13 protein-coding genes are annotated in these 20,049 nt (G+C 61.8%); 6 read left to right on the top strand and 7 right to left on the bottom strand.

Features of this window, described 5'->3' with window-relative positions; translation table 11 throughout:
• Positions 1-113: 113 nt before the first annotated feature.
• Positions 114-1,661: an MFS transporter gene (locus ESZ00_RS10655; protein WP_204520200.1), complete on the bottom strand. Its 1,548-nt coding sequence runs from the start codon at positions 1,659-1,661 to the stop codon at positions 114-116.
• A 523-nt stretch (positions 1,662-2,184) separates the two neighbouring features.
• Here ESZ00_RS10655 and ESZ00_RS10650 point away from each other — a divergent pair.
• Together ESZ00_RS10650 and groL are read left to right on the top strand one after the other, a co-directional pair.
• Positions 2,185-2,496 (top strand): co-chaperone GroES, encoded by a 312-nt coding sequence (locus tag ESZ00_RS10650; protein WP_129208241.1) that lies wholly within the window; start codon positions 2,185-2,187, stop codon positions 2,494-2,496.
• A gap of 131 nt (positions 2,497-2,627) precedes the next feature.
• Positions 2,628-4,292, top strand: a complete 1,665-nt coding sequence (groL, locus tag ESZ00_RS10645; RefSeq protein WP_129208240.1) for a chaperonin GroEL — start codon at positions 2,628-2,630, stop codon at positions 4,290-4,292.
• Between the two features lie 159 nt (positions 4,293-4,451).
• On the opposite strand, the gene ESZ00_RS10640 is transcribed toward groL, so the two are convergent.
• The 3 genes from ESZ00_RS10640 to ESZ00_RS10630 form a co-directional block, all read right to left on the bottom strand.
• Positions 4,452-5,777 (bottom strand): glycosyltransferase 87 family protein, encoded by a 1,326-nt coding sequence (locus ESZ00_RS10640; protein WP_129208239.1) that lies wholly within the window; start codon positions 5,775-5,777, stop codon positions 4,452-4,454.
• A 32-nt stretch (positions 5,778-5,809) separates the two neighbouring features.
• Positions 5,810-7,918 carry a thioredoxin domain-containing protein gene (locus ESZ00_RS10635; protein WP_129208238.1) on the bottom strand — a complete coding sequence of 703 codons (2,109 nt, stop codon included), beginning with the start codon at positions 7,916-7,918 and terminating at the stop codon, positions 5,810-5,812.
• 153 nt (positions 7,919-8,071) lie between these two features.
• A complete protein-coding gene (locus ESZ00_RS10630) occupies positions 8,072-9,130 on the bottom strand; it encodes a M20/M25/M40 family metallo-hydrolase (RefSeq protein ID WP_129208237.1) in 1,059 nt (352 codons plus the stop codon).
• 38 nt (positions 9,131-9,168) lie between these two features.
• Here ESZ00_RS10630 and ESZ00_RS10625 point away from each other — a divergent pair, with 38 nt between their 5' ends.
• The 3 genes from ESZ00_RS10625 to ESZ00_RS10615 all read left to right on the top strand — a co-directional run bounded on the left by ESZ00_RS10625 (position 9,169) and on the right by ESZ00_RS10615 (position 11,896).
• A complete protein-coding gene (locus tag ESZ00_RS10625; RefSeq protein WP_164981460.1) occupies positions 9,169-9,879 on the top strand; it encodes an alpha/beta hydrolase in 711 nt (236 codons plus the stop codon).
• Positions 9,876-11,225 carry a glycerate kinase type-2 family protein gene (locus tag ESZ00_RS10620; protein WP_129208236.1) on the top strand — a complete coding sequence of 450 codons (1,350 nt, stop codon included), beginning with the start codon at positions 9,876-9,878 and terminating at the stop codon, positions 11,223-11,225. Before ESZ00_RS10625 ends, ESZ00_RS10620 begins: the two co-directional genes overlap by 4 nt.
• A gap of 95 nt (positions 11,226-11,320) precedes the next feature.
• On the top strand, positions 11,321-11,896 hold the full coding sequence (locus tag ESZ00_RS10615; protein ID WP_129208235.1) for a methyltransferase family protein: 576 nt from the start codon (positions 11,321-11,323) through the stop codon (positions 11,894-11,896).
• A gap of 84 nt (positions 11,897-11,980) precedes the next feature.
• On the opposite strand, the gene carB is transcribed toward ESZ00_RS10615, so the two are convergent.
• From carB to ESZ00_RS10600, 3 genes are all read right to left on the bottom strand, one after another.
• Entirely contained in the window at positions 11,981-15,280 is a 3,300-nt protein-coding gene (gene carB / locus ESZ00_RS10610; protein WP_129208234.1) for a carbamoyl-phosphate synthase large subunit, read from the bottom strand.
• Between the two features lie 104 nt (positions 15,281-15,384).
• Positions 15,385-16,512 carry a glutamine-hydrolyzing carbamoyl-phosphate synthase small subunit gene (gene carA / locus ESZ00_RS10605; protein WP_129208233.1) on the bottom strand — a complete coding sequence of 376 codons (1,128 nt, stop codon included), beginning with the start codon at positions 16,510-16,512 and terminating at the stop codon, positions 15,385-15,387.
• Positions 16,513-16,669: 157 nt separating this feature from the next.
• Positions 16,670-18,826, bottom strand: coding sequence for a TolC family protein (locus ESZ00_RS10600; RefSeq protein WP_129208232.1), 2,157 nt, complete (start codon positions 18,824-18,826; stop codon positions 16,670-16,672).
• A gap of 271 nt (positions 18,827-19,097) precedes the next feature.
• On the opposite strand from ESZ00_RS10600, the gene truA reads away from it, so the two are divergent.
• On the top strand, positions 19,098-19,892 hold the full coding sequence (gene truA / locus ESZ00_RS10595; RefSeq protein ID WP_129208231.1) for a tRNA pseudouridine(38-40) synthase TruA: 795 nt from the start codon (positions 19,098-19,100) through the stop codon (positions 19,890-19,892).
• The last annotated feature ends 157 nt before the right edge of the window (positions 19,893-20,049 follow it).

Genomic DNA, 20,049 nt, shown 5'->3' with positions numbered 1-20,049 from the left:
TAACAGGGGTAAGTCGAAGGTTGTCATCCGACCGGAGCGAGACGTTTTGTCTCGCGCAGCGGAGGGACCTGCGGTTTCCCGCCCGAGCAATATAAATTTGAGCAGTTGCCCGACTAGCTTGCAGTCAAAGTGCCGGCGGTAGCAGTATCCTCTTCGCCGGCTAGCGGACGGACTTCCAGCTCTCGCAGGTCGTGTCCATGTGTCTCGCGGCCCAGAATCAGGATCAGGATCATCGAAAGTGCCGACGGGATGGCAATCAATCCCGCGGCATGGCCGATGGCCGGTACCAGGCCGAGCACGCCCAGTCCCTGCGCGATTAGCCCGCCAGACTTGCTGCATCCGGCCACCCAGCCAGTCGCCCGCCCGCGCACGCGGATGGGATAGCTTTCAGCGGCGTACGGCAGCATCATCGAAATAGCAGCGCTCGAACCGATAATGAGCAGCGTAATCGGGATGGCTGGATTGGCCAGCCAGGGGAATGTCCCGTTACTCCGCAGCAGAACCGCCACGAGTCCGAGCGTGGTCAAGCCGACCGAGAGCGCCAGCATCCGTTTCGTGCTCCAGATGTTGTAGAGCCAGGCTGCGAGAAGGATGGTCGGAATGGCAACGAAGGAGGAGCGCGCAATCAATGCGCTGGCAACCCCCATGCTGCGGCCTTCCGCCACCAGACTGCCTGGCAGCCACAGCAGCACGCCGAAGTTGACGAATCCCCAGGACAACGCTGCGATGGTCAACGCCACCGTCATGCCTGCTAGTCCAGGCTGCCTGGCCACAATTCGCGTTGCCGAAGAATCAGCCTTACGCTCTGCTGGAAGACCTGTAGAGGAACCTGCTTCCGTCGAGGACAGCGTGAGGCCGTAACGAGCCAGCGTGGCACGCGCTTCGTCCACCCGGCCCATCTCCTGGAGAAAGCGGGCCGACTCCTGCAGTAGCGGGCTCACGACAATCAGGATCGCCGAGATCGGCAGGTTGATGAGCCAGAGAATGCGCCACCCGAAGGTAGGCTGCAGCAGCGCCGAACAGGCGCTTGTGGCGAAATACCCGCCCACCGTGCCGATACCGCCGACCAGCACAAGGCACCATCCGCGATGCCGCGTGGGCATGATCTCCGCCAGCAGGGCGTATCCCACCGGCAGCATGCCGCCTGCGCCGATACCCATCAGGAAGCACATGAAGATATTCCACGCGAACGACGGCATGGCTCCGCAGATCGAGGTAGCCATGAACATGACCGCCGCCAGCAGAATCGTGGCGCGGCGACCGTAGATATCGGCAAGCCACCCCCACAGGAAGGAACCCACAGTGGTTCCCGTAAGCGCGACAAACGGCAGAATCGAAACAGCAGCCTTCGTCAGGTGATATTCCGTTCGCATACCGGGAACGACGAAGCCAAGCGAGGCGGCCTTCATCACGTCGATCACCAGAGCGACGGCAAGCAATGCGATCTGTCCCCAATGCGCCGGGCTCAACGGCGCGCCCTCGGGGGCGGCAATCTCCTCAAACGTCGTGGGCTTCGCAACACGCTTGGGCAACAGTCCGTAGGCCGTGGCCATGCATCCGGCAACGATCAAACCCATGCCTGCGAGCATGGTGTTGCCCATGGGCATGCCTGCAAGCTGATAGTGAACAGCCCGGCCCATGAGAAACATGGGAACATGCATCAAAACTCCGGCCACAACCGCCAGAGAACCACCCCAGAAGGCATAGGCATGCATCGGGGAAGAAAAAAGTGACATCTTGCGCACAGTGGGTATCTCCAGGAATTCGCCCATATTACGCACAGATGACGAATCCCGCGTCATCCATTCGATGGATGTCCCCGCTTCGGTCAACCGGCTGTCCGTCTACTGGCCGGCTCCTCAAAGGCGCCGCTGAAAGGGCAAAGAAGCGGTGCAAAATCAATCCTATACACGCGATTCAAACTCCATGTTGACCACCGCTTTTCCCTTGCTTCCCGGAACAGGTGGCTACCCGCATTACCCTTGAGCGTAATTCACGCAGATTTTATCTGTATTTCTCGCTCTATGGCTTGACAACCCGCGTAAAATCCAGCTACGTTAGCAGTCGACGGTGCTAAGTGCTAAATCCCGGATGCCGGGGTGACCGTCGGACGTTTTTCCTGTCCAGTCCAGAACTCAGCACAGCATTTCGCGGGATATTCCCGCGCGAAGGAGAAGCATAGCAATGGCAACTGCAACTGTAGCGACCACCTTCACTCCGCTGCATGATCGCATCCTCGTCCGTCGTGTCGAAGAGGGTGAGACCATCCGCGGTGGCATCATCATCCCCGACAGCGCCAAGGAAAAGCCGCAGGAAGGCGAAGTCATCTCCGTCGGCAAGGGCAAGTCCAACGACGAAGGCAAGACCTTCCCGCTCGACGTCAAGGCCGGCGACCGCATCCTCTTCGGCAAGTACTCGGGCACCGAGATCAAGATCGACGGCGAAGAGTTCCTGATCATGCGCGAGGAAGAAGTCCTCGGCATCCTCAAGAAGTAGGACTGCGCGTCCAGCGACTCGCGCCTTCGGCGCACAAGCTTTCATAACCGGTAAGAGCCGGGTGCCCCACATCTCGATTTTGAGATGTGGGTGCGATGACCGCTCAACCAAAGATCTGAAGGAGACACAAAATGGCAAAGCAGATTCTGCACGGGGAAGACTCCCGCCAGGCCATCCTGCGCGGCGTCAACACCCTCGCCGACGCGGTGAAGGTCACCCTCGGCCCCAAGGGCCGCAACGTCGTCATCGAGAAGAAGTTCGGCTCGCCGACGATCACCAAGGACGGCGTCACCGTCGCCAAGGAAATCGAGCTCAAGGACTCCCTCGAGAACATGGGCGCCCAGATGGTTCGCGAAGTGGCTTCGAAGACCTCGGATGTGGCCGGCGACGGCACCACCACCGCCACTGTCCTGGCCCAGGCCATCTACCGCGAAGGCGTGAAGACGGTTGCCGCCGGTGCGAACCCGATGGCTCTCAAGCGCGGCATCGACAAGGCTGTCGAGGCCATCGTCGGCAAGCGTGACGAGAACGGTGCTGTTCATGGCGGCGCACTCGCCAAGTTCTCGAAGCCCGTCACCGGCGACATGATCGCCCAGGTCGGCACCATCTCGGCCAACTCCGACGCGACCATCGGCACCATCATTGCCGAAGCGATGAAGAAGGTCGGCAAGGACGGCGTCATCACCGTCGAAGAGTCGAAGACCCTCGAGACCCAGCTCGACGTCGTCGAAGGCATGCAGTTCGACCGCGGCTACCTGAGCCCCTACTTCGTCACCGATCCGGACCGCATGGAAGCCTCGCTCGAGGATCCGTTCATCCTGATCCATGAGAAGAAGATCAGCTCCATGAAGGATCTGCTTCCGCTGCTCGAGCAGGTCGCCCGTCAGGGCAAGCCGCTCGTCATCATCGCCGAGGACGTCGATGGTGAGGCGCTCGCGACCCTGGTCGTCAACAAGCTGCGTGGCACCCTGAACGTCGCGGCCGTCAAGGCTCCCGGCTTCGGCGATCGCCGCAAGGCCATGCTCGAAGACATCGCGAAGCTCACCGGTGGCAAGGCCATCACCGAAGACCTCGGCATCAAGCTCGAGAACGTCAAGGTGGAAGACCTCGGCCGTGCCAAGCGCGTGACCATCGACAAGGACAACACGACCATCGTTGAGGGCCGCGGCAGCGACTCCGACATCGCCGGTCGCGTCAAGGAGATCCGCAGCCAGATCGAGAAGACCTCTTCCGATTACGACCGCGAGAAGCTCCAGGAGCGCCTGGCCAAGCTGGTCGGCGGCGTTGCCGTCATCAAGGTCGGTGCAGCCACCGAAACCGAGATGAAGGAGAAGAAGGCCCGTGTCGAGGACGCGATGCATGCGACCCGCGCGGCCGTCGAGGAAGGCATCGTCCCGGGCGGCGGTGTGGCCCTCGTCCGCAGCACCCCTGCGGTCGATGAGCTCATCAAGACCCTCGAAGGTGACGAGAAGATCGGTGCACAGATCATCCGCCGCGCCATCGAAGAGCCTCTCCGCCAGATCGTCAGCAACGCCGGTGTCGAAGGCGCCGTGGTTGTCGGCAAGATCCACGAGAGCAAGGACGACCACTACGGCTACAACGCCGGTGCCGACAAGTTCGAGGACCTGGTTGCGGCCGGTGTCATCGACCCGACCAAGGTCACGCGCACTGCCCTGCAGAACGCGGCCTCGATCGCCGGCCTGATGCTGACCACCGAAGCCATGGTCTCGGACATCCCCGAGCCCAAGGCAGCGGCCCCGGCCGGACACGGCGGCGGCATGGAAGGCATGTACTAGGACTAACCCGTCCAGGCACAAAAGCAGAAGCCCCGTTCCGGCGGGGCTTCTGCTTTTGCTGCACATATCAAGGAAAACTGCGGTTGGGTGCCCCATCCAAGCTCTGCTTGGGTGGGAGGCACGAACAAATGTTTTAGAGTCGTCATCCCTACCACTTCGCTACCCCGCAGGCTCATCCCATGGCGATATGGGGATACGACTTAACGCACTCCTGCGAATGCCGCGGACTGCTATCCCTAAAAACAGCACATACCCGGCCAGGAGCAGAATCTCGAGCCCCATCTGCACAAACGCCGCATGATTGCCCGCGCTGAGCAGCGTCCGCATCTGCACCGAATCCGGCTGGCTCAGGATCGAGGCCCAAAAGCTGTGTTCCACCACGGCCACGCATTGAAACAGCCCGAAGAGCCAGATCGTAAGCGGCCGCGACTGCGCGACCAGGACACACAGCGGAAAAAGCGCCATCAGCACGTATGTCGGCCAGGACTTTTTCGAGAGCAGAAGAACGGCAATTGTCATGGCAGTCATGCCATGCAGCAGCAGGTAGAGCTGCACCCCGCGCCATTTCTCCATTGCGATACGCTGCGCCTCGTGACTGCGGGAAACAATCAGAATCAGTCCGAGGATGAGCAGAAGTGCCAGCACCAGGAGGCCATCCCACAGGTGTCCGCTCAGTTGCCTGCCCGCCAGGACCTCGATCACATACGGCAGACATCCCGCTCCGCGGTGGTCGCCTTCAGCGGTAAGCGGCTGCTGAATCGGCAGGTGCATCGCTGCGAACGATCCATACACGACGGCGAGCGTCAGCAGCGTGCCGGCAAGCCATGCGCTCCAGCGGCGCATGGTGAGCACAAAAACCGGCAGATAGATCAGCGAGAGGAATTTCACCACGCAGGCCGAAAGAGCATAACTGATGCCCGACAGTGCGCGGCGCTCGCGCAACGCCAGCAGCACCGCAAGAGCCAGCAGCAGACCGATCAGGACATTGTTCTGGCCATCGACGGTGACAAACATCACGCTGAGCGGGCTTACCAGGTAGAGCCATCGCGCAGTCCGCCCCGAATGTCCCGGGATGAAGCCTCTCGTCACCGCACTCCACGTCGCCATCATCGCAATCTCTGCCAGCACAGCGAGCAGGATGATCGCAAGCGGAGAATGCCAGAGCAAAACCGCTGCTGCATCGAGATAGCTGTGCAACGGCGCATAGCTGCTGATGAAATCACGATAAGGCCGCTGTCCGGCGAGCACATGCAACGCCTGCGGATAGTAAAAAGCGGGGATATCGCCGCGCGGCGCAAGATGCAGCAGGCCGAAAACAAGGCCGTACAGCAACAGGCGGCTGAGAGCGAACACGGCAAGAAATACCCGGTCCCAGCGCTCTCCCGCGCCTGCATCGCGGCGAGCCATCCGGGCGACAAGCGGAGTCGCCAGCGCGCCTGCAAGTCCCAGCAGCCCTCGGGCTGCCAATGTCTGAATCCCTGTCATCCCCTGTCCTTCAAGACATGGTTACGGCCTGACTACTCACCGGCCATCTGCCGCAGAAGCTTTTCAGCGTCACGTGTCGGCGGCATGCAGCTTGCGCCGCGGCAGACGACCGCAAACGCCCCCTCATTTTGTAACCATGGCAGTTGCGGAAGTGTTTCCGCCAGCACAGGCGGCAGATTCTCCGCCGTGACCTGCTCACGCCGCAGATGCAGCACCTGCTTATGGACGGCATAACGCGCGCGAGCCGCGGCCGTCAGGGATCGCGCCTCCACGCCGTCGCCGATCACCACCACCTGCACCGGCGGCAGCATGAGCAACTCCAGCGCAAGACCGTAAGTAGCCGCGTAAAGCCCGAAGTGCTCGACGATACCGCCAAAAGCCTCGAGTGTATCTTCAGCTTTCTCCCGGAAATCCGTACGCCCGCTCAATGCTTCGACCCGCAAGAGCAGAGCGGCCGCCGCAGGATTCCCTGCCGGAGTCGGTGTATCCTGCAGAGGCTTGCGCCGGGCAGCCAATGCGCCGATCGTATCGGCGCCATCGATCTCGCGATCGAAAAATCCGCCGCCCGTGGCATCGTAGAAGCGTGTCACGGTAGCCTCGGCAATCTGCATCGCCGCGTCATACCAGCGCCGCTCTCCGGTCGACTCCCACGCATCCACCAAAGCAAGTCCGAAGAAGGCGTAATCGTCCAGCACTCCCGGAACAAATCGCGCGTCCCCTTCCGGATAAGCCACCACGTGGCTCAGTCCCTGCTCCGCATTCCATGCCTCGTTCAGAATGCGGTCCAGGCTCTTCAATGCGAATGCTGCGGTGTCCTTCCGCTCCAGCACCCGCGCGGTCTGCAGATACGCCGAGATCGCCATCGCATTCCACGAGGTATAGATCGTCCGGTCGATAAACGGCTCCGGCCGCTCGCGCCGCGCAGCCATCAATTTCTTCTGCGCCGCATCCAGCAGGAGAGCAGCTTCGCCCTCGCTCTTCCCTGCTGCCTTCGCCACCTCGCTCAGCGTCTGTGTACGATGCAACACATTCTTGCGCGGATTGTGATGCATGTCGCCCATCTCGCCGATGTCGAAGTACACGCCGGCGATCTCCAGCTCTTCGGGCGCCAGCACCGCCGCGGCTTCGTCGCGTGTCCAGGTGAAGTAATCGCCGTCGTCATCGAGGTTGATGTCCGCATCCTGCGAGGCATAGAAGCCGCCGCGCTCGCGGTCGGTCATCGTCGTATCCAGCCAGCGCAGGATATCCTGCGCCACCCGCGCATACTCGGGATCGACAAAAGTCTGGAACGCATGCGCATAGTTCCCGAGCAGTCCCGCATTGTCGTAGAGCATCTTCTCGAAGTGCGGCACCACCCAGCGTTCATCGACCGAGTAGCGATGGAAGCCGCCCGCCAGCTGATCGTAAACACCGCCCTGCGCCATCTTCTTGAGCGTGACCGTCGCCGCCTGCAGCGCGCCCTCATGTCCGGTACGTGCGCCCACGTCGATCAACAGATCGAGCGCCGAGGGATGCGGAAACTTGGGCTGCGTACCAAAGCCGCCATAGCGCGGATCGAACTGCTTCACCGCGCTCTCCACCAGCTTGCCGACAATCTCCAGCGAAAGCGATCCCGAACGTCCGGCAAAGCTCTCACCATGCTCAATGGCCGAGATCACGCTGTTGGCCGAATCGAGCGCATCCTCGCGCTTGGTCTTCCACGCATTCGCCATGGTCAGCAGTACGCGGTCAAACCCCGGCCGGCCGTAGCGATCCTCGCGTGGAAAATACGTGCCGCCATAAAAAGGCAGGCCATCCGGTGTGAGAAATGCCGTCAGCGGCCAGCCACCCTGTCCGCTGATGGCCTGCACCGCCGCCTGGTAGCGGCTGTCCACATCGGGACGCTCATCGCGATCGACCTTGATGGCAACAAAATGCTCGTTCACAATCGCGGCCAGCGTCGCATCTTCATAGCTCTCGCGATCCATCACGTGGCACCAGTGGCACCACACCGCGCCAATGTCGAGCAGCACAGGACGGTCGAGCTCTTTCGCGCGGGCGAAAGCCGCCTCGCCCCACTCATGCCATTCAATCGGTTGATGCTGAGCCGAGCGCAGGTAGGACGAGCGCGCCTTCGAGAGAGCGTTCTGCGAGTGTGCCATCCCCTCGAGTGTACAAGCCTGCAGCCAGGGTGGGAGAGAAGAACCCGGGTGCCCCACGTCTCGCGTTTGAGACGTGGGAGAACATCCACCGCCGACGACGGCCTACTCAAGCCGGCTTTGCCGGGGTGGGGACATGGCAATTCAGAAGTCGGGTTAGATTCCGCTCGCCACCAGCCGCTTCGCGACCTCGACGTATAGCTCGATCGCCTCGGCCAGTTCGCGCTTGCTCAGCTTTTCATGCGGCGTATGCGCCACGTGGATCGAACCCGGTCCCAGCAGCACCGGCTCGCCCCAGTTGCCGAGCCACGGCACGTCGGTGGTAAAGGCCGCGACCATCGTCGGCACGCCTTCGAGGCTCTTCAACCGCTGAAAAGGAATCTCCAGCGTGAACTCCACCTTCGCCAGCCCTTCGACCGCCTGCTCTACCGCGCGCCGCGTCGACTCCGAAGGCCCGACCAGGCGAATCAGCACCTGCGCATCGGCCTTGTCCGCGATCACATTCGGGGCGCGGCCTCCGTCGATCACGCCGATATTCAGCGTGCTCGGTCCCACATCTTCGGTGACCGGCAACTCCACGCGGAGCAAGCGCTCCAGCGCCTGTACCAGCTTGTGTACCGCGCTGTCCCCCAGCTCCGGATACGCCGAGTGCGCCATCTTTCCGCTGGCCGAAATCTCTGCGCGCAGCGCGCCCTTGGACGCCAGCGCGATACGGTTATCCGTAGGCTCGCCGTTAATGAGAAACCGGCTGCCCTTCGCATGCTCGTTGGCGACCTTTGCGCCGGCCGAGTCACGCTCTTCGCCCACCACGAAAAGCAATCCCACGCGCACGCCATCCGCATACAGACGTTCGGCGGCAGCCACCTGCGCAGCGATAATGCCCTTCGCATCGCACGCGCCGCGTCCGTAGATATACTCCGCGTCCTCGCTGGAGCTGATATACGGCGGCACCGTATCCATGTGCGTGGAGAGCACCACGTCCGGCGTTTCGCCTTCGTATCCCGCATAGACGTTGAAGCGTTCCGTCCCTGGCTTCGTCTGCGGTCCCGGAGCCACGTCCATCTTCTCGACAGTAAAACCGCGCTCTTCGAGGAATGTTACGAGGAATGCGCCCACCGCGCCTTCGTTGAAGGTCGTCGACTCGATATCGATCAGTTGCCGGGTCAGCGCGATGGCGTCCAGCGCCGGAAGGTTCGTTGTGCGTATGCTCGTCATCGCTGTCAGAATACAAGACCCGCACCGCTTCAGGCCGTATGTCGCGAGCCTTTTACAATATCCAGGTGAGTGATCTGAAGTCTTCGCCCTCTTTTTCCGTCGTCACGATTGACGATCTGCGTGGTCCCGCCGGCCGGCTCGAAGCGCTGCTCAATCCCGGTGTGCCTGACGCGCCGTATGCCGTGCTTCTCTGTCATCCGCATCCGCTCGGCGGAGGCACCATGCACAACAAGGTCGTCTATCACGCGATGAAGGCCTTCCAGAGTCTGGGCCTGCCCGTGCTGCGCTTCAACTTCCGCGGCACCGGACTGAGCGAAGGCACACACGACTACGGCCAGGGCGAGCAGGACGACGCGCGCGCGGCCCTCGACTGGCTGGAACGGCGCTATGGGCTGCCGATTCTCTTTGCCGGCTTCTCCTTCGGCTCCTACGTCGGCTCTCGTGCCTGCTGCGGCGATGCCCGCGTCAAGGGAGCGGTGCTTCTCGGCGCACCGGCACATGCCGAAGGCCGCGATTACGACTTTGGATTCCTCTCCACCTGCACCATTCCCAAGCTCTTCATCAGCGGCACCCGTGATCAGTACGGTCCGGTCGATACGATACAATCCGTCGTGGCCCACGCAGCGCCTCCTTCGGAGCTCGTTCTTGTCGAAGGGGCGGATCATTTTTTTGTCGGCCGGCTCGATGAGGTGCAGCATGCCATCATCGGCTGGACCCGCAGTCACTTTCTGGATGCCGCATTGCCATGATTGCAGTCAGTGCTCTTGAGACGCTCCACGCCGACGCCCACGCCATCTTTCAATATGCGCTCGAGAGCTGCAATGTAGCTCCGGCGTTCGATCGCCATATCCGCTTCGAGGGACGAACGATTCATCGCATGACGGCGACGCCGCCCGCGTCGCTCTCGCTCGAGAGTGCGAAGCGCGTCCTGGTCATCGCTCTCGGCAAGGCCGCATTGCCGATGCTCGAAGCAACGCTCGAACGACTTCCCCCGGGGATCTCCTATCGCGGTGTCTGTTCCGCGCCATCCATTCCCAAAAAGCGCAACTGGCGCATCCACTATTACGAAGGCGGTCATCCGTTGCCCACGGAAGGCTCCTTCGCCGCTGCGCGCGAAGCGCTCAAGCAGCTGCGCCATGCGAAGAAGGACACCTTCGTCCTTTTCCTGGTCAGCGGCGGCGGCTCCGCCATGATGGAATTGCCGCTCGACCCGCGCATCTCCCTCGACGACGCGATTGCCTTTCACGAGACGCTCGTCGCCTCCGGCGCCACCATCACGGAGATCAACACGGTCCGCAAACATTTCTCCGCGGTGAAAGCCGGACGCCTTGCCATGGCCGCGCCGGACTCGCCCAAGCTCACGCTGCTGCTGGCCGATGTGCCGCTCAAGGACCTTGGCGCGGTCGCTTCCTCGCCTACGCTGCCCGACCACTCCACACGCGCGGAGTGTTTTGCCGTCCTCGAGCGCTACAATCTTCTCGAAAAATTCCCACAATCTGTGCGCGAATACTTCGAGTCTCTGGACCGCACTGCTGCGCCGGAGAATCCTGAATCTCATCCTGCCTTCACAAACGCGCAATTCGAGACCCTGCTCTCGAATTTCGACTTTGTCGAAGCCGCCTCGGAGCATGCCCGCTCGCTCGGATATCAGGTGGTCATCGATAACTCCTGCGACGACTGGGATTATCGCGACGCCTCGCGCTATCTCCTCACCCGTTTTCATCAGCTGCGTGAAACGACTCCGCGTCTCTGCCTGCTTTCGAGCGGCGAAGTCACTGTGGCCATCGACGGCCCCAGCGGCTGCGGCGGGCGCAATCAGCAGTTCGCCCTCGACGCCGCCCTGCAGCTTGCCGCAGCTCCGGGAGAGAATATCGCTGTCCTCAGCGCCGGCTCTGATGGCATTGACGGCAACAGCCCTGCCGCTGGCGCCATTGCCGATCCCACCACCGTAGAGCGCGCCCGCAGCTATGGCTTCAGCCCGGAAGAGAGCCTCGCCCGCTTCGACACCTGCCCACTCTTCACCGCGCTCGGCGACACCATCGTGACCGGCCCTACCGGGAACAATCTGCGCGACCTGCGTATTCTGCTTAGCTGAAGTTCCCGCTCCGCACGGAACTCTTTTCCCCCGTCCCGCGTACCCTGCTTCGACCCTTCTCGCGCGAGAAGGCGGAAATCGCGGAGGCTGCAAGGATGGAGATGCTAGGCCGCACCATTACCTGGATGTGGGTTGTATTTCTGCTGGGCTGGCTTTTCAGCGCTTTCACCACCAAGCGCTCCGTGCAGCAGCAGAGCGGAGGTTCGCGCCTGGTACAGAGCCTGATCATGTTGCTCGGCGTAGCGCTTTTGATGAACTACCGGCATTTCCTTGGCCATGGATGGCTGGCTGCGCCGCTTGTGCCCAACAGTCTCGCTTCTGTCGGTACAGGAGCCGCGCTCACCTTCGGCGGACTCGCCTTCTGTGTCTGGGCGCGCTTGATTCTCGGCCGGAACTGGAGCGGCGTCGTCACGATCAAACAGGATCACGAGCTCATCGTGCGCGGGCCTTACCGGATCGTCCGGCATCCCATCTACACCGGACTGCTGATCGCCTTCCTCGGCACAGCGACGGCCATCGGCTTTGCCTACAGCTTTGCCGGCGTGCTCGTGATTGCCATCAGTTTCTGGCTCAAGCTGAAAGTCGAGGAGCAGTTCATGCTGCAACAGTTTGGCGCACAATATACCGACTATCGCCGGCATACGCGCGCCCTGATTCCCTTCGTTTTGTAACTGTTGCGGTAATAAATATCCGCGGAACGTGAATATGGGTGTCCCACGTCTCGATTTTGAGACGTGGGATAGTACAAAACTGCCCTACTTCGCCGCCACACGCGCTGCATGCAGATGCTGCAGCGGATTCACGTTGGTCTGATGCTCTTGCAGCGCCACGATTCCCTCGGCAGCCGCGCGGGCAGCAGCCATGGTCGTGATCGTGGGAATGCGGTTGAGCACCGCCGCGCGCCGGATCGCCTTCTCGTCGAAGAACGGGTCCTGTCCGTGCGGCGTGTTGATGATCAGGTTGATGCGCTCGCCCTTGATGAAGTCGACCACATTCGGACGGCCTTCCTTCACCTTGTAGACGCTCTCCACCACCAGGCCTGCCTTACGCAGCACATTCGCCGTGCCCTCGGTCGCCACCAGGTGGAAGCCGAGCTCGACATACTGCCGCGCCAGCTCCACAAGCTGCGCCTTGTCGCGATCGTTGACGCTAAAGAAGACCGTGCCCTTCAGCGGCAGCCGCAGGCCGGCCGAAAGCTGGGCCTTGGCAAAGGCTTCACCGAAGTTATCAGCCACACCCATCACTTCGCCCGTCGAACGCATCTCCGGCCCGAGCACCGGGTCCACACCCTGGAACTTGTTCCAGGGGAAGACCGGCGACTTCACGAAGAAGTGGTCGCCGGTATCCAGATCCTTGGCCGAGGCCACCTGCTCCGGCAACAGCTCGCGCAGCGTGCGGCCCGTCATCAGGCGCGATGCGATCTTGGCCAGCGGAATTCCCGTCGCCTTCGAAACATAGGGCACCGTGCGCGAGGCACGCGGGTTCACTTCGATCACATACACCTTGTCCGGCTGCCCTGGCTTGCGCTGGATGGCGAACTGCAGGTTCACCAGACCGATCACATTGAGCGCCAGCGCCAGCTTGCGCGTGTAGCTGCGGATGGTGTCGAGTGTCTCCGGAGCAAGATCGACCGCGGGCAGCACGCAGGACGAATCGCCCGAGTGGATACCCGCCTCTTCGATATGCTGCATGATGCCGGCGATGACCACGTCCTTCGTGTCGCACAGCGCGTCCACGTCCACTTCCACCGCGTCCTCGAGGAAGTGGTCGATGAGAATCGGCCGCTCCTGCGAGTACTCGACCGCTTCCTTCATGTAACGCGAAACCGCATCGGCATCGTAGGCGATGACCATGGCGCGGCCGCCAAGCACGTAGGAAGGACGCACCAGCACCGGGAAGCCGATCCTTTCCGCGCCGTTCAGTGCCTCTTCCACGCTCGTAGCCATCACGCCCGGAGGCTGAGGAATATCCAGGTCCTCGAGCAGCTTGCCGAAGCGCTTGCGGTCTTCCGCGAGATCAATCGATTCGGGCGAGGTGCCGAGAATCGGCACGCCTGCCGCCTTGAGGCGTAGCGCCAGGTTCAGCGGCGTCTGCCCGCCAAACTGCACGATCATGCCGATCTCCGCGCCGCTCGAAGCCTCGTGCTCATACACCGCCAGCACGTCTTCCAGCGTCAGCGGCTCGAAGTACAGGCGGTCGCTGGTGTCGTAATCCGTCGAAACCGTCTCCGGATTGCAGTTCACCATCACCGTCTCGTAATCGTCTTCGCGCAGCGCGAAGGCCGCATGGCAGCAGCAGTAATCGAACTCGATGCCCTGCCCGATGCGGTTCGGCCCAGAGCCCAGGATGATGACCTTGCGCTTGCTCGTCGGCTCCGCTTCGCTCTCTTCGTCGTAGGTGGAGTAGAGATAGGGCGTGCTGCTCTCGAACTCCGCAGCGCAGGTATCCACGAGCTTGTACACCGGCTTGATGCCCAGCGATTTGCGCAGCTCGCGCACCGTGGCCACGCCATCGTTGGTCGGAATGTTCCAGACCTCGGCGATGCGCTCGTCGGAGACACCCATGCGCTTGGCTTTACGCAGCAGCTCCGGAGAGACACTCTCAGGCGTCTCTTCGCCGACCTTGGCAATGGTGTCCGTAATTTCCTTGATCTGGTACAGGAACCACGGGTCCATCGAGGTCATCCGCGCCACGTCGCGCACCGACATGCCCTGCCGGAAGGCAAAACGGATGTAGTTCAGGCGCTCAGGCTGCGGTGTTACCAGCTTCTGCGTCAGGCGGCGCGGCTCCAGTTCCTCAGAGCCGATCTTCTTGCCGGTCTCGAGCGAGCGCAGCGCCTTCATCAAGGATTCCTTGAAGGTTCTGCCCATTGCCAGCACTTCGCCCACCGACTTCATCTGTGGCCCGAGGTTCTCATCGGCGCCCGGGAACTTCTCGAACTGCCACTTCGGAATCTTTGTCACGACATAGTCGATCGTCGGCTCAAAGCAGGCCGGCGTCATCTTCGTGATGTCGTTCGGAATCTCGTCGAGCGTGTAGCCCACGGCGAGCTTGGCTGCGATCTTCGCGATCGGGAAACCGGTCGCCTTTGAAGCCAGGGCCGAAGAGCGCGACACGCGCGGGTTCATCTCGATCACCGTCATGCGGCCGGTATTCGGATGCACGGCAAACTGCACGTTCGAGCCGCCCGTCTCCACGCCGATCTCACGGATGACGCGGATCGCCGCATCGCGCATCGCCTGGTACTCGCGGTCGGTCAGCGTCTGCGCCGGAGCCACGGTGATCGAGTCGCCGGTATGCACGCCCATGGGATCGAAGTTCTCGATCGAGCAGATGATGATGACGTTGTCGGCGAGGTCGCGCACGACTTCGAGCTCATATTCCTTCCAGCCCAGCACCGACTCTTCGATCAGGCACTCATGCACCGGCGAAAGGTCGAGGCCGCGCGAGAGCGTGTCCATCAGCTCTTCGCGGTTGTAGGCGATACCGCCGCCCGAGCCGCCCAGCGTGAACGAAGGACGGATGATGACCGGGAAGCCGATCTTGGTCGCGAACTCAGAGCCATCGCGGACGTTGTTCACCAGGGCCGAGCGCGGCATGTCGAGACCGATGCGAGTCATCGCATCCTTAAAGAGCAGACGATCCTCTGCCTTCTTGATCGCCTCGAGCTTCGCGCCGATCAGCTCGATCCCATACTTGTCGAGCACGCCGGAGTCTGCCAGGTCCACGGCAAGATTGAGTGCCGTCTGTCCGCCCACCGTGGGCAGCACGGCGAACTTGCCGCTGCGGCCTTCGGCCTTCAGCATCTCCGACTCGATCCGCAGAATCTCTTCGACGTATTCAGCCGTCAGCGGCTCGATGTAAGTGCGGTCAGCCAGCTCCGGATCGGTCATGATCGTGGCCGGGTTCGAATTCACCAGCACCACTTCATAGCCTTCCTGCTTCAATGCCTTGCACGCCTGCGTGCCCGAATAATCGAATTCCGCCGACTGGCCAATCACGATCGGCCCGGAGCCGATCACGAGTATCTTGGTGATGTCATTCCTGCGTGGCATCTAATTCTTCAACCTCTTCGAAAGATCTCTCGTGTTGTTCCCATAAAAACGGCGGGACGCTAAGCCCGCCGCTTTTATCGATTTCGCTTTGTGTTGCCGCCGCTTCACCCCTTCCACTCCTCCATCAGCTTGCGGAAGTCCTTGAAGAGGTAGTTCGAATCATGCGGCCCCGGAGCAGCTTCCGGGTGGTACTGCACGCTGAAGATCGGCATCGACTTGTGCCGCAGTCCTTCGAGCGTGTGGTCGTTCAGATTGATGTGCGTCAGCTCCACGTCGTTCGTGTTGAGCGAATCGGGATCGACAGCGTAGTTGTGATTCTGGCTCGTGATCTCAACCTTGCCGGTGTTCAGCTGCTTCACGGGGTGATTGCCGCCGTGATGCCCGAACTTCAGCTTGAAGGTCTTGCCGCCAAGCGCCAGGCCGATCAGCTGATGCCCCAGGCAGATGCCGAAGATCGGCTTCTTGCCGGCGAGCTTGCGGATACCGTCCTGCGCATAGTCAAGCGGATCGGGGTCGCCCGGACCGTTCGAGAGGAAGATGCCATCGGGATTCAGCGCCAGCACATCTTCGGCAGAGGTCTCGGCCGGCACCACGGTCACGCGGCAGTCTTCCTGCATCAGCATGCGCAGAATGTTCCGCTTGATGCCGTAGTCGTAGGCCACCACGTGCAGCTTGGTGCGGGGCTCGACAACCTGCTTCACCTCGCTGGGCAGCAGATCATGCGCTTCGTTCCACTCGTAGATGCTCTTGGTCGAAACCACCTTCGCAAGATCGGTGCCGTCCATCTTGCGAAGCGAGCGCGCCTTGGCTACCAGCACGTCGGGGTTGCTCTCAATCGTCGAGATCACGCCGCGCATCACGCCGTGCTTGCGGAGGTGACGCACCAGCGCGCGGGTATCGATCTCAGAGATGACAGGAATCTGGAAACGCTCGAGATATTCGTCGGCAACCTGCTCGGAGCGCCAGTTGGAAGAGACGGGAGAAAATTCGCGGGTAACAAGCCCTTCGATAAAAGGCTTATTCGCTTCATTGTCCGCGTTGTTGGTGCCGTAATTCCCCACCTGGGGATTGGTAAGAATGACGATCTGCCCGGCATAGGACGGGTCGGTAAAGATTTCCTGATAACCGGTCAGGGATGTATTGAAAACGACTTCGCCATAACACTCGCCTTTGGCGCCGTAGCCCTCACCGCGGAAGATGCGCCCGTCTTCGAGCGCAAGGATCGCCTGCATCGCTTCTCCAATGAGTGGATTCAATCGATTCTATCAGGTTCCGAGCCCTCCCCGCACACTCCAAGCCCCCTTCTTTTCATCGTCTTCTCACAGAAGCGCAGAAAATCTCCCGGCCCTGTTCCGGCCGGGAGATTCTGTCTGGAATTCCACCTGGAATTTACTGCTGCTGCGGCGGTGGTCCCTGTTGCTCCTGCTGAAGCCGCTGCTGTTGCGCCGGCAGCTGCACCTCGGGCTCACTGCCGGCAGGCCTGAGCCCGGGAATCACCGGCGCGGTCTTCACGTTGCCGGTCGCGGCGTCGGTAATCGAGATGTTGTAGCGGTCGAGCGTGCTCGCAAGAATTTCATCCAGTGCCGCCCGGTCGATGGCATACTTTGCCGTCGCTGAAATCACTGAGTTCTGCGCAATCGCCAGCGCCCTCTGCTGCTGCAGCACCAGCGCCGTTGTCGAAGCCCCCAGGTGCAGCTTCTTCAACTCCGCATCGAGGCTCTGCCTGTCGTACTCCAGCGTTGCGTTTGCCGACTGCACCGACGCGCGATCGTTGGTCAGCGCAAACTGCGCGTTGATCACATTCATCCGCGTCTGCACGTAGAGCTGCTGCAGACGCATCTGCGCCTGCCGGTACTCCAGTTCCGAACGCGCCTGCTCCGACTGCGCCACGCGATTGCGCAGCGGAATATTGATCTGCACCCCCGCGCCTTTATCCGGGCTGCTCGAATTGAACAGATTCTGGAAGGCGCTGCTGTAGTTTGTGCTGGGATACGTGTTGGGCGGGCAGGTTGTCCCGGTGTAGAAGTCCTCGCAGTTCGGGCTCTGCTTGCCGCCCAGCGCCGAAGCTCCATAAAAGGCGAAGACATCCACCTGCGGCAGCAGCTTGTTCTTCTCGCCCTTCAGCGTGATCTCATCGTTCTTCAGCGTCAGGATCGCCTGCTCGATGGACGGGCTGTTGGCCACAGCCTGCCGTACCAGGTCGTCCGCGGACTCGCGCTCCTCGGGCATCTCGATCAGGCTCACGCGGTCGGTCGGAATCACCGGCGCATTGGCCAGTACCGGGTCTTCCAGGCTGCGCGCAATGGCCTGCTTCATCAGCAGCTGCTGGTATTCCAGGTTGCTCTCCGAGCTGATCTCCGCCTGCCGGTCGGTCTCCACCGAGCTGGTTGCGCTGACCACATCCAGCGGCGCCATGGTGCCGATCTGCAAGGCCCGCTTGTCGTCGTCGAGCAACGCCTGAGATTGCTCGAGTGAGCGCCGTTTTGCCTGCAGATCTTCGTACGCGCTCACCAAGCCCCAGTAGATGTTCTCCACCTGGTTGACGGTATAGAGCAGCTGCTGCCGGAAGGCCGAATCGGCGACGCGGCGATTGTTCTTCGCCTGCACCATGAAGCGGCCGTTGATGCCCCAGCCGAAGCCCTGCAGAATATGCTGCGTCAGCTGCGCATTGAAGGTGGTCTGCAGCGCCGGGCTGTAGGTGCTGTAGAGGTTGTTCGACGTGGTGTAGCTGTTGTTGAACGAGACCTGCAGCTGCGTGCCGGTCAGGAAACCCTGGTTATAAGCGAAGTTATAAGTATCGGAGTTCTGGTTGAGCTTATCGGTGCCATAAAAGAGCGGGCTCAGCTCCTGCGTCGACTGGCGCTGCAGCTCGACCGTTCCAGTGAGCACCGGGTCCAGCGTCTCCGGCGTCGAACCGCCGCCGTTCGTCGTCAGGGCAAGACCGCTGCCGCCCGCTGCCGCGCCGCCTGCGCTGGCGCTGGTGCCGCCCGGACCACCGCCACTGGTCACCGTCTGCCCCGAGCCGCCCAGAGTGCCTTCGACGAGACCCGAGCTCACACCGAGAAAGTTGCCGCCCGCCCGCGTGCGCAGAATGTCCGTATCGGCAATATCCAGGTTGTAGCGCTGGATGGCGATGTCGTAGTTGTTTTCGAGCGCCAGCAGAATCGCATCACTCAGGCTCAGGTAGATCTTGCCGTCTTTCACCAGGTCGCCGAGCTTCGGTGAATTCGCAAAGTTCCCTGCCGGGGCCGTGGTCGGCAGATAAGGCGCCAGCGGATTGCGGAAATAGCCCCGCGCCTTCGAGAAATCGCGATCGCTGGGACGCATGAAGAGCGGCTGCGTGAAATTCGGAGCCGGAATTGCGCCAGGGGCAGAGGGCAGCGAGGAGGGCTTCGCAGCCGCATCCTGTCCGGGAAGTCCGATCGCGTAACCCGGCAGCGTTCCTGCGAGTAAGCAGCTCAGCGCCGCCCCGGCTTTCAGCTTTCTGAACCAGCCATTGTCATTCTGAGCTCTGCGCCTGCTTCCCCTCGTCACTGAAAAATCCATTCACCGTCTCCAGAAAATCTGCCGGAGGCGCGCCGCAATCGCCGGCACAAACCTCCCATTCAGCGTCCGATACTTCGCCGGAATCGCCACTGCGTTCGAGTTCTCAGGTAGATACGCGTTCCCCGCCGGATTCGTTCCCCGTTGGCCCTGTGTTCCCGCCGCGCGCATTTCGCTCCAGGTATCCAGCGAAAGCCGAGTATATCGCAGCGTCCGCATGCCTCAGCTGTGCCGGAAGTGCTTCAGAATCTGCGACAATGCTAGGTCGATACGCATGAACTGGAAACTCACCCTCGCCTACGACGGCACAGACTTTCATGGCTGGCAGGTCCAGCCCGAGAAGCCCACCATTCAGGGGCACCTTGCCGAGGCCATCCGTCGCGTAACCGGCGCCGTCGTTCTGCCCCAGGGCAGCGGCCGCACCGACGCCGGTGTCCACGCATTGGGGCAGGTCGCGAGCTGCGAGCTTCCCGGCAACATCCCACCCGCCAGCCTTCAACGCGCGCTGAACCGTTCCCTGCCTTCGCCTATCCGCATTCTTTCCGCGGAACCGGCTGCGCCGGACTTCCATGCCCGCCATGCTGTTATCGCCAAAACCTACGAATACCGCCTCTTCCGCGGCGAGCTTTGCCCGCCATGGCTGGCGCGCTACGTCTACGCGCTGAACTGGCCTCTCGATCTGGCGGCCATGCAGGCTGCCGCCCCCCAGGTGGAAGGCGAGCATGACTTCACCTCGTTTGCGGCCAACGATCCCGACCTGACCGCGCGCCGCGCCGCGATCCACGAGGAAGAAGGCGGTCCGGGCAATGTGCGCCGCATCTTCCGTTCCGAATTTCTCTTTCGCGAAGATCCCTCCGGCGCGGTTCTCGTCTATCGCGTCCGCGGCACCGGCTTTCTTCACCACATGGTTCGCAACCTGGTCGGCACCTTTCTCGATATCGGCCGTGGCCACATCGCCCCCGAGGCCATCCCGGCGATCCTTGCCGCACGTACCCGTACTGCCGCCGGAGCTACCGCGCCGGCGCGCGGCCTCTTTCTCGAAAGCGTCGAATACAACCCCGAAAGATAGTTCGGATGGCAGGGGTCCAACCAAAGCCGGTTTTTGCCTGGGTGGAGGACCGAGGTCACAGAGTGCAAAGAGTGGTTTCTACCTCCCGCCCAGGCAGAGCTTGGACGGGGCACCCGCTTTTTGTTTCTGTTCCGGAGAAGACCAAGCCATCGGATCG

The organism is Silvibacterium dinghuense, assembly GCF_004123295.1.
GTDB classification, from domain to species: Bacteria; Acidobacteriota; Terriglobia; order Terriglobales; family Acidobacteriaceae; genus Silvibacterium; species Silvibacterium dinghuense.
The sequence above is the reverse complement of the archived record's forward strand: the minus strand, read 5'-3'. Positions and strand labels throughout refer to the sequence as shown.

Coding starts and splice junctions, on each gene's coding strand:
- ESZ00_RS10655 (WP_204520200.1), bottom strand. CDS start 1,661: ATGCATGTTCCCATGTTTCTCATGGGCCGGGCTGTTCACTATCAGCTT.
- ESZ00_RS10650 (WP_129208241.1), top strand. CDS start 2,185: ATGGCAACTGCAACTGTAGCGACCACCTTCACTCCGCTGCATGATCGC.
- groL (WP_129208240.1), top strand. CDS start 2,628: ATGGCAAAGCAGATTCTGCACGGGGAAGACTCCCGCCAGGCCATCCTG.
- ESZ00_RS10640 (WP_129208239.1), bottom strand. CDS start 5,777: ATGACAGGGATTCAGACATTGGCAGCCCGAGGGCTGCTGGGACTTGCA.
- ESZ00_RS10635 (WP_129208238.1), bottom strand. CDS start 7,918: ATGGCACACTCGCAGAACGCTCTCTCGAAGGCGCGCTCGTCCTACCTG.
- ESZ00_RS10630 (WP_129208237.1), bottom strand. CDS start 9,130: ATGACGAGCATACGCACAACGAACCTTCCGGCGCTGGACGCCATCGCG.
- ESZ00_RS10625 (WP_164981460.1), top strand. CDS start 9,169: ATGTCGCGAGCCTTTTACAATATCCAGGTGAGTGATCTGAAGTCTTCG.
- ESZ00_RS10620 (WP_129208236.1), top strand. CDS start 9,876: ATGATTGCAGTCAGTGCTCTTGAGACGCTCCACGCCGACGCCCACGCC.
- ESZ00_RS10615 (WP_129208235.1), top strand. CDS start 11,321: ATGGAGATGCTAGGCCGCACCATTACCTGGATGTGGGTTGTATTTCTG.
- carB (WP_129208234.1), bottom strand. CDS start 15,280: ATGCCACGCAGGAATGACATCACCAAGATACTCGTGATCGGCTCCGGG.
- carA (WP_129208233.1), bottom strand. CDS start 16,512: ATGCAGGCGATCCTTGCGCTCGAAGACGGGCGCATCTTCCGCGGTGAG.
- ESZ00_RS10600 (WP_129208232.1), bottom strand. CDS start 18,826: ATGGATTTTTCAGTGACGAGGGGAAGCAGGCGCAGAGCTCAGAATGAC.
- truA (WP_129208231.1), top strand. CDS start 19,098: ATGAACTGGAAACTCACCCTCGCCTACGACGGCACAGACTTTCATGGC.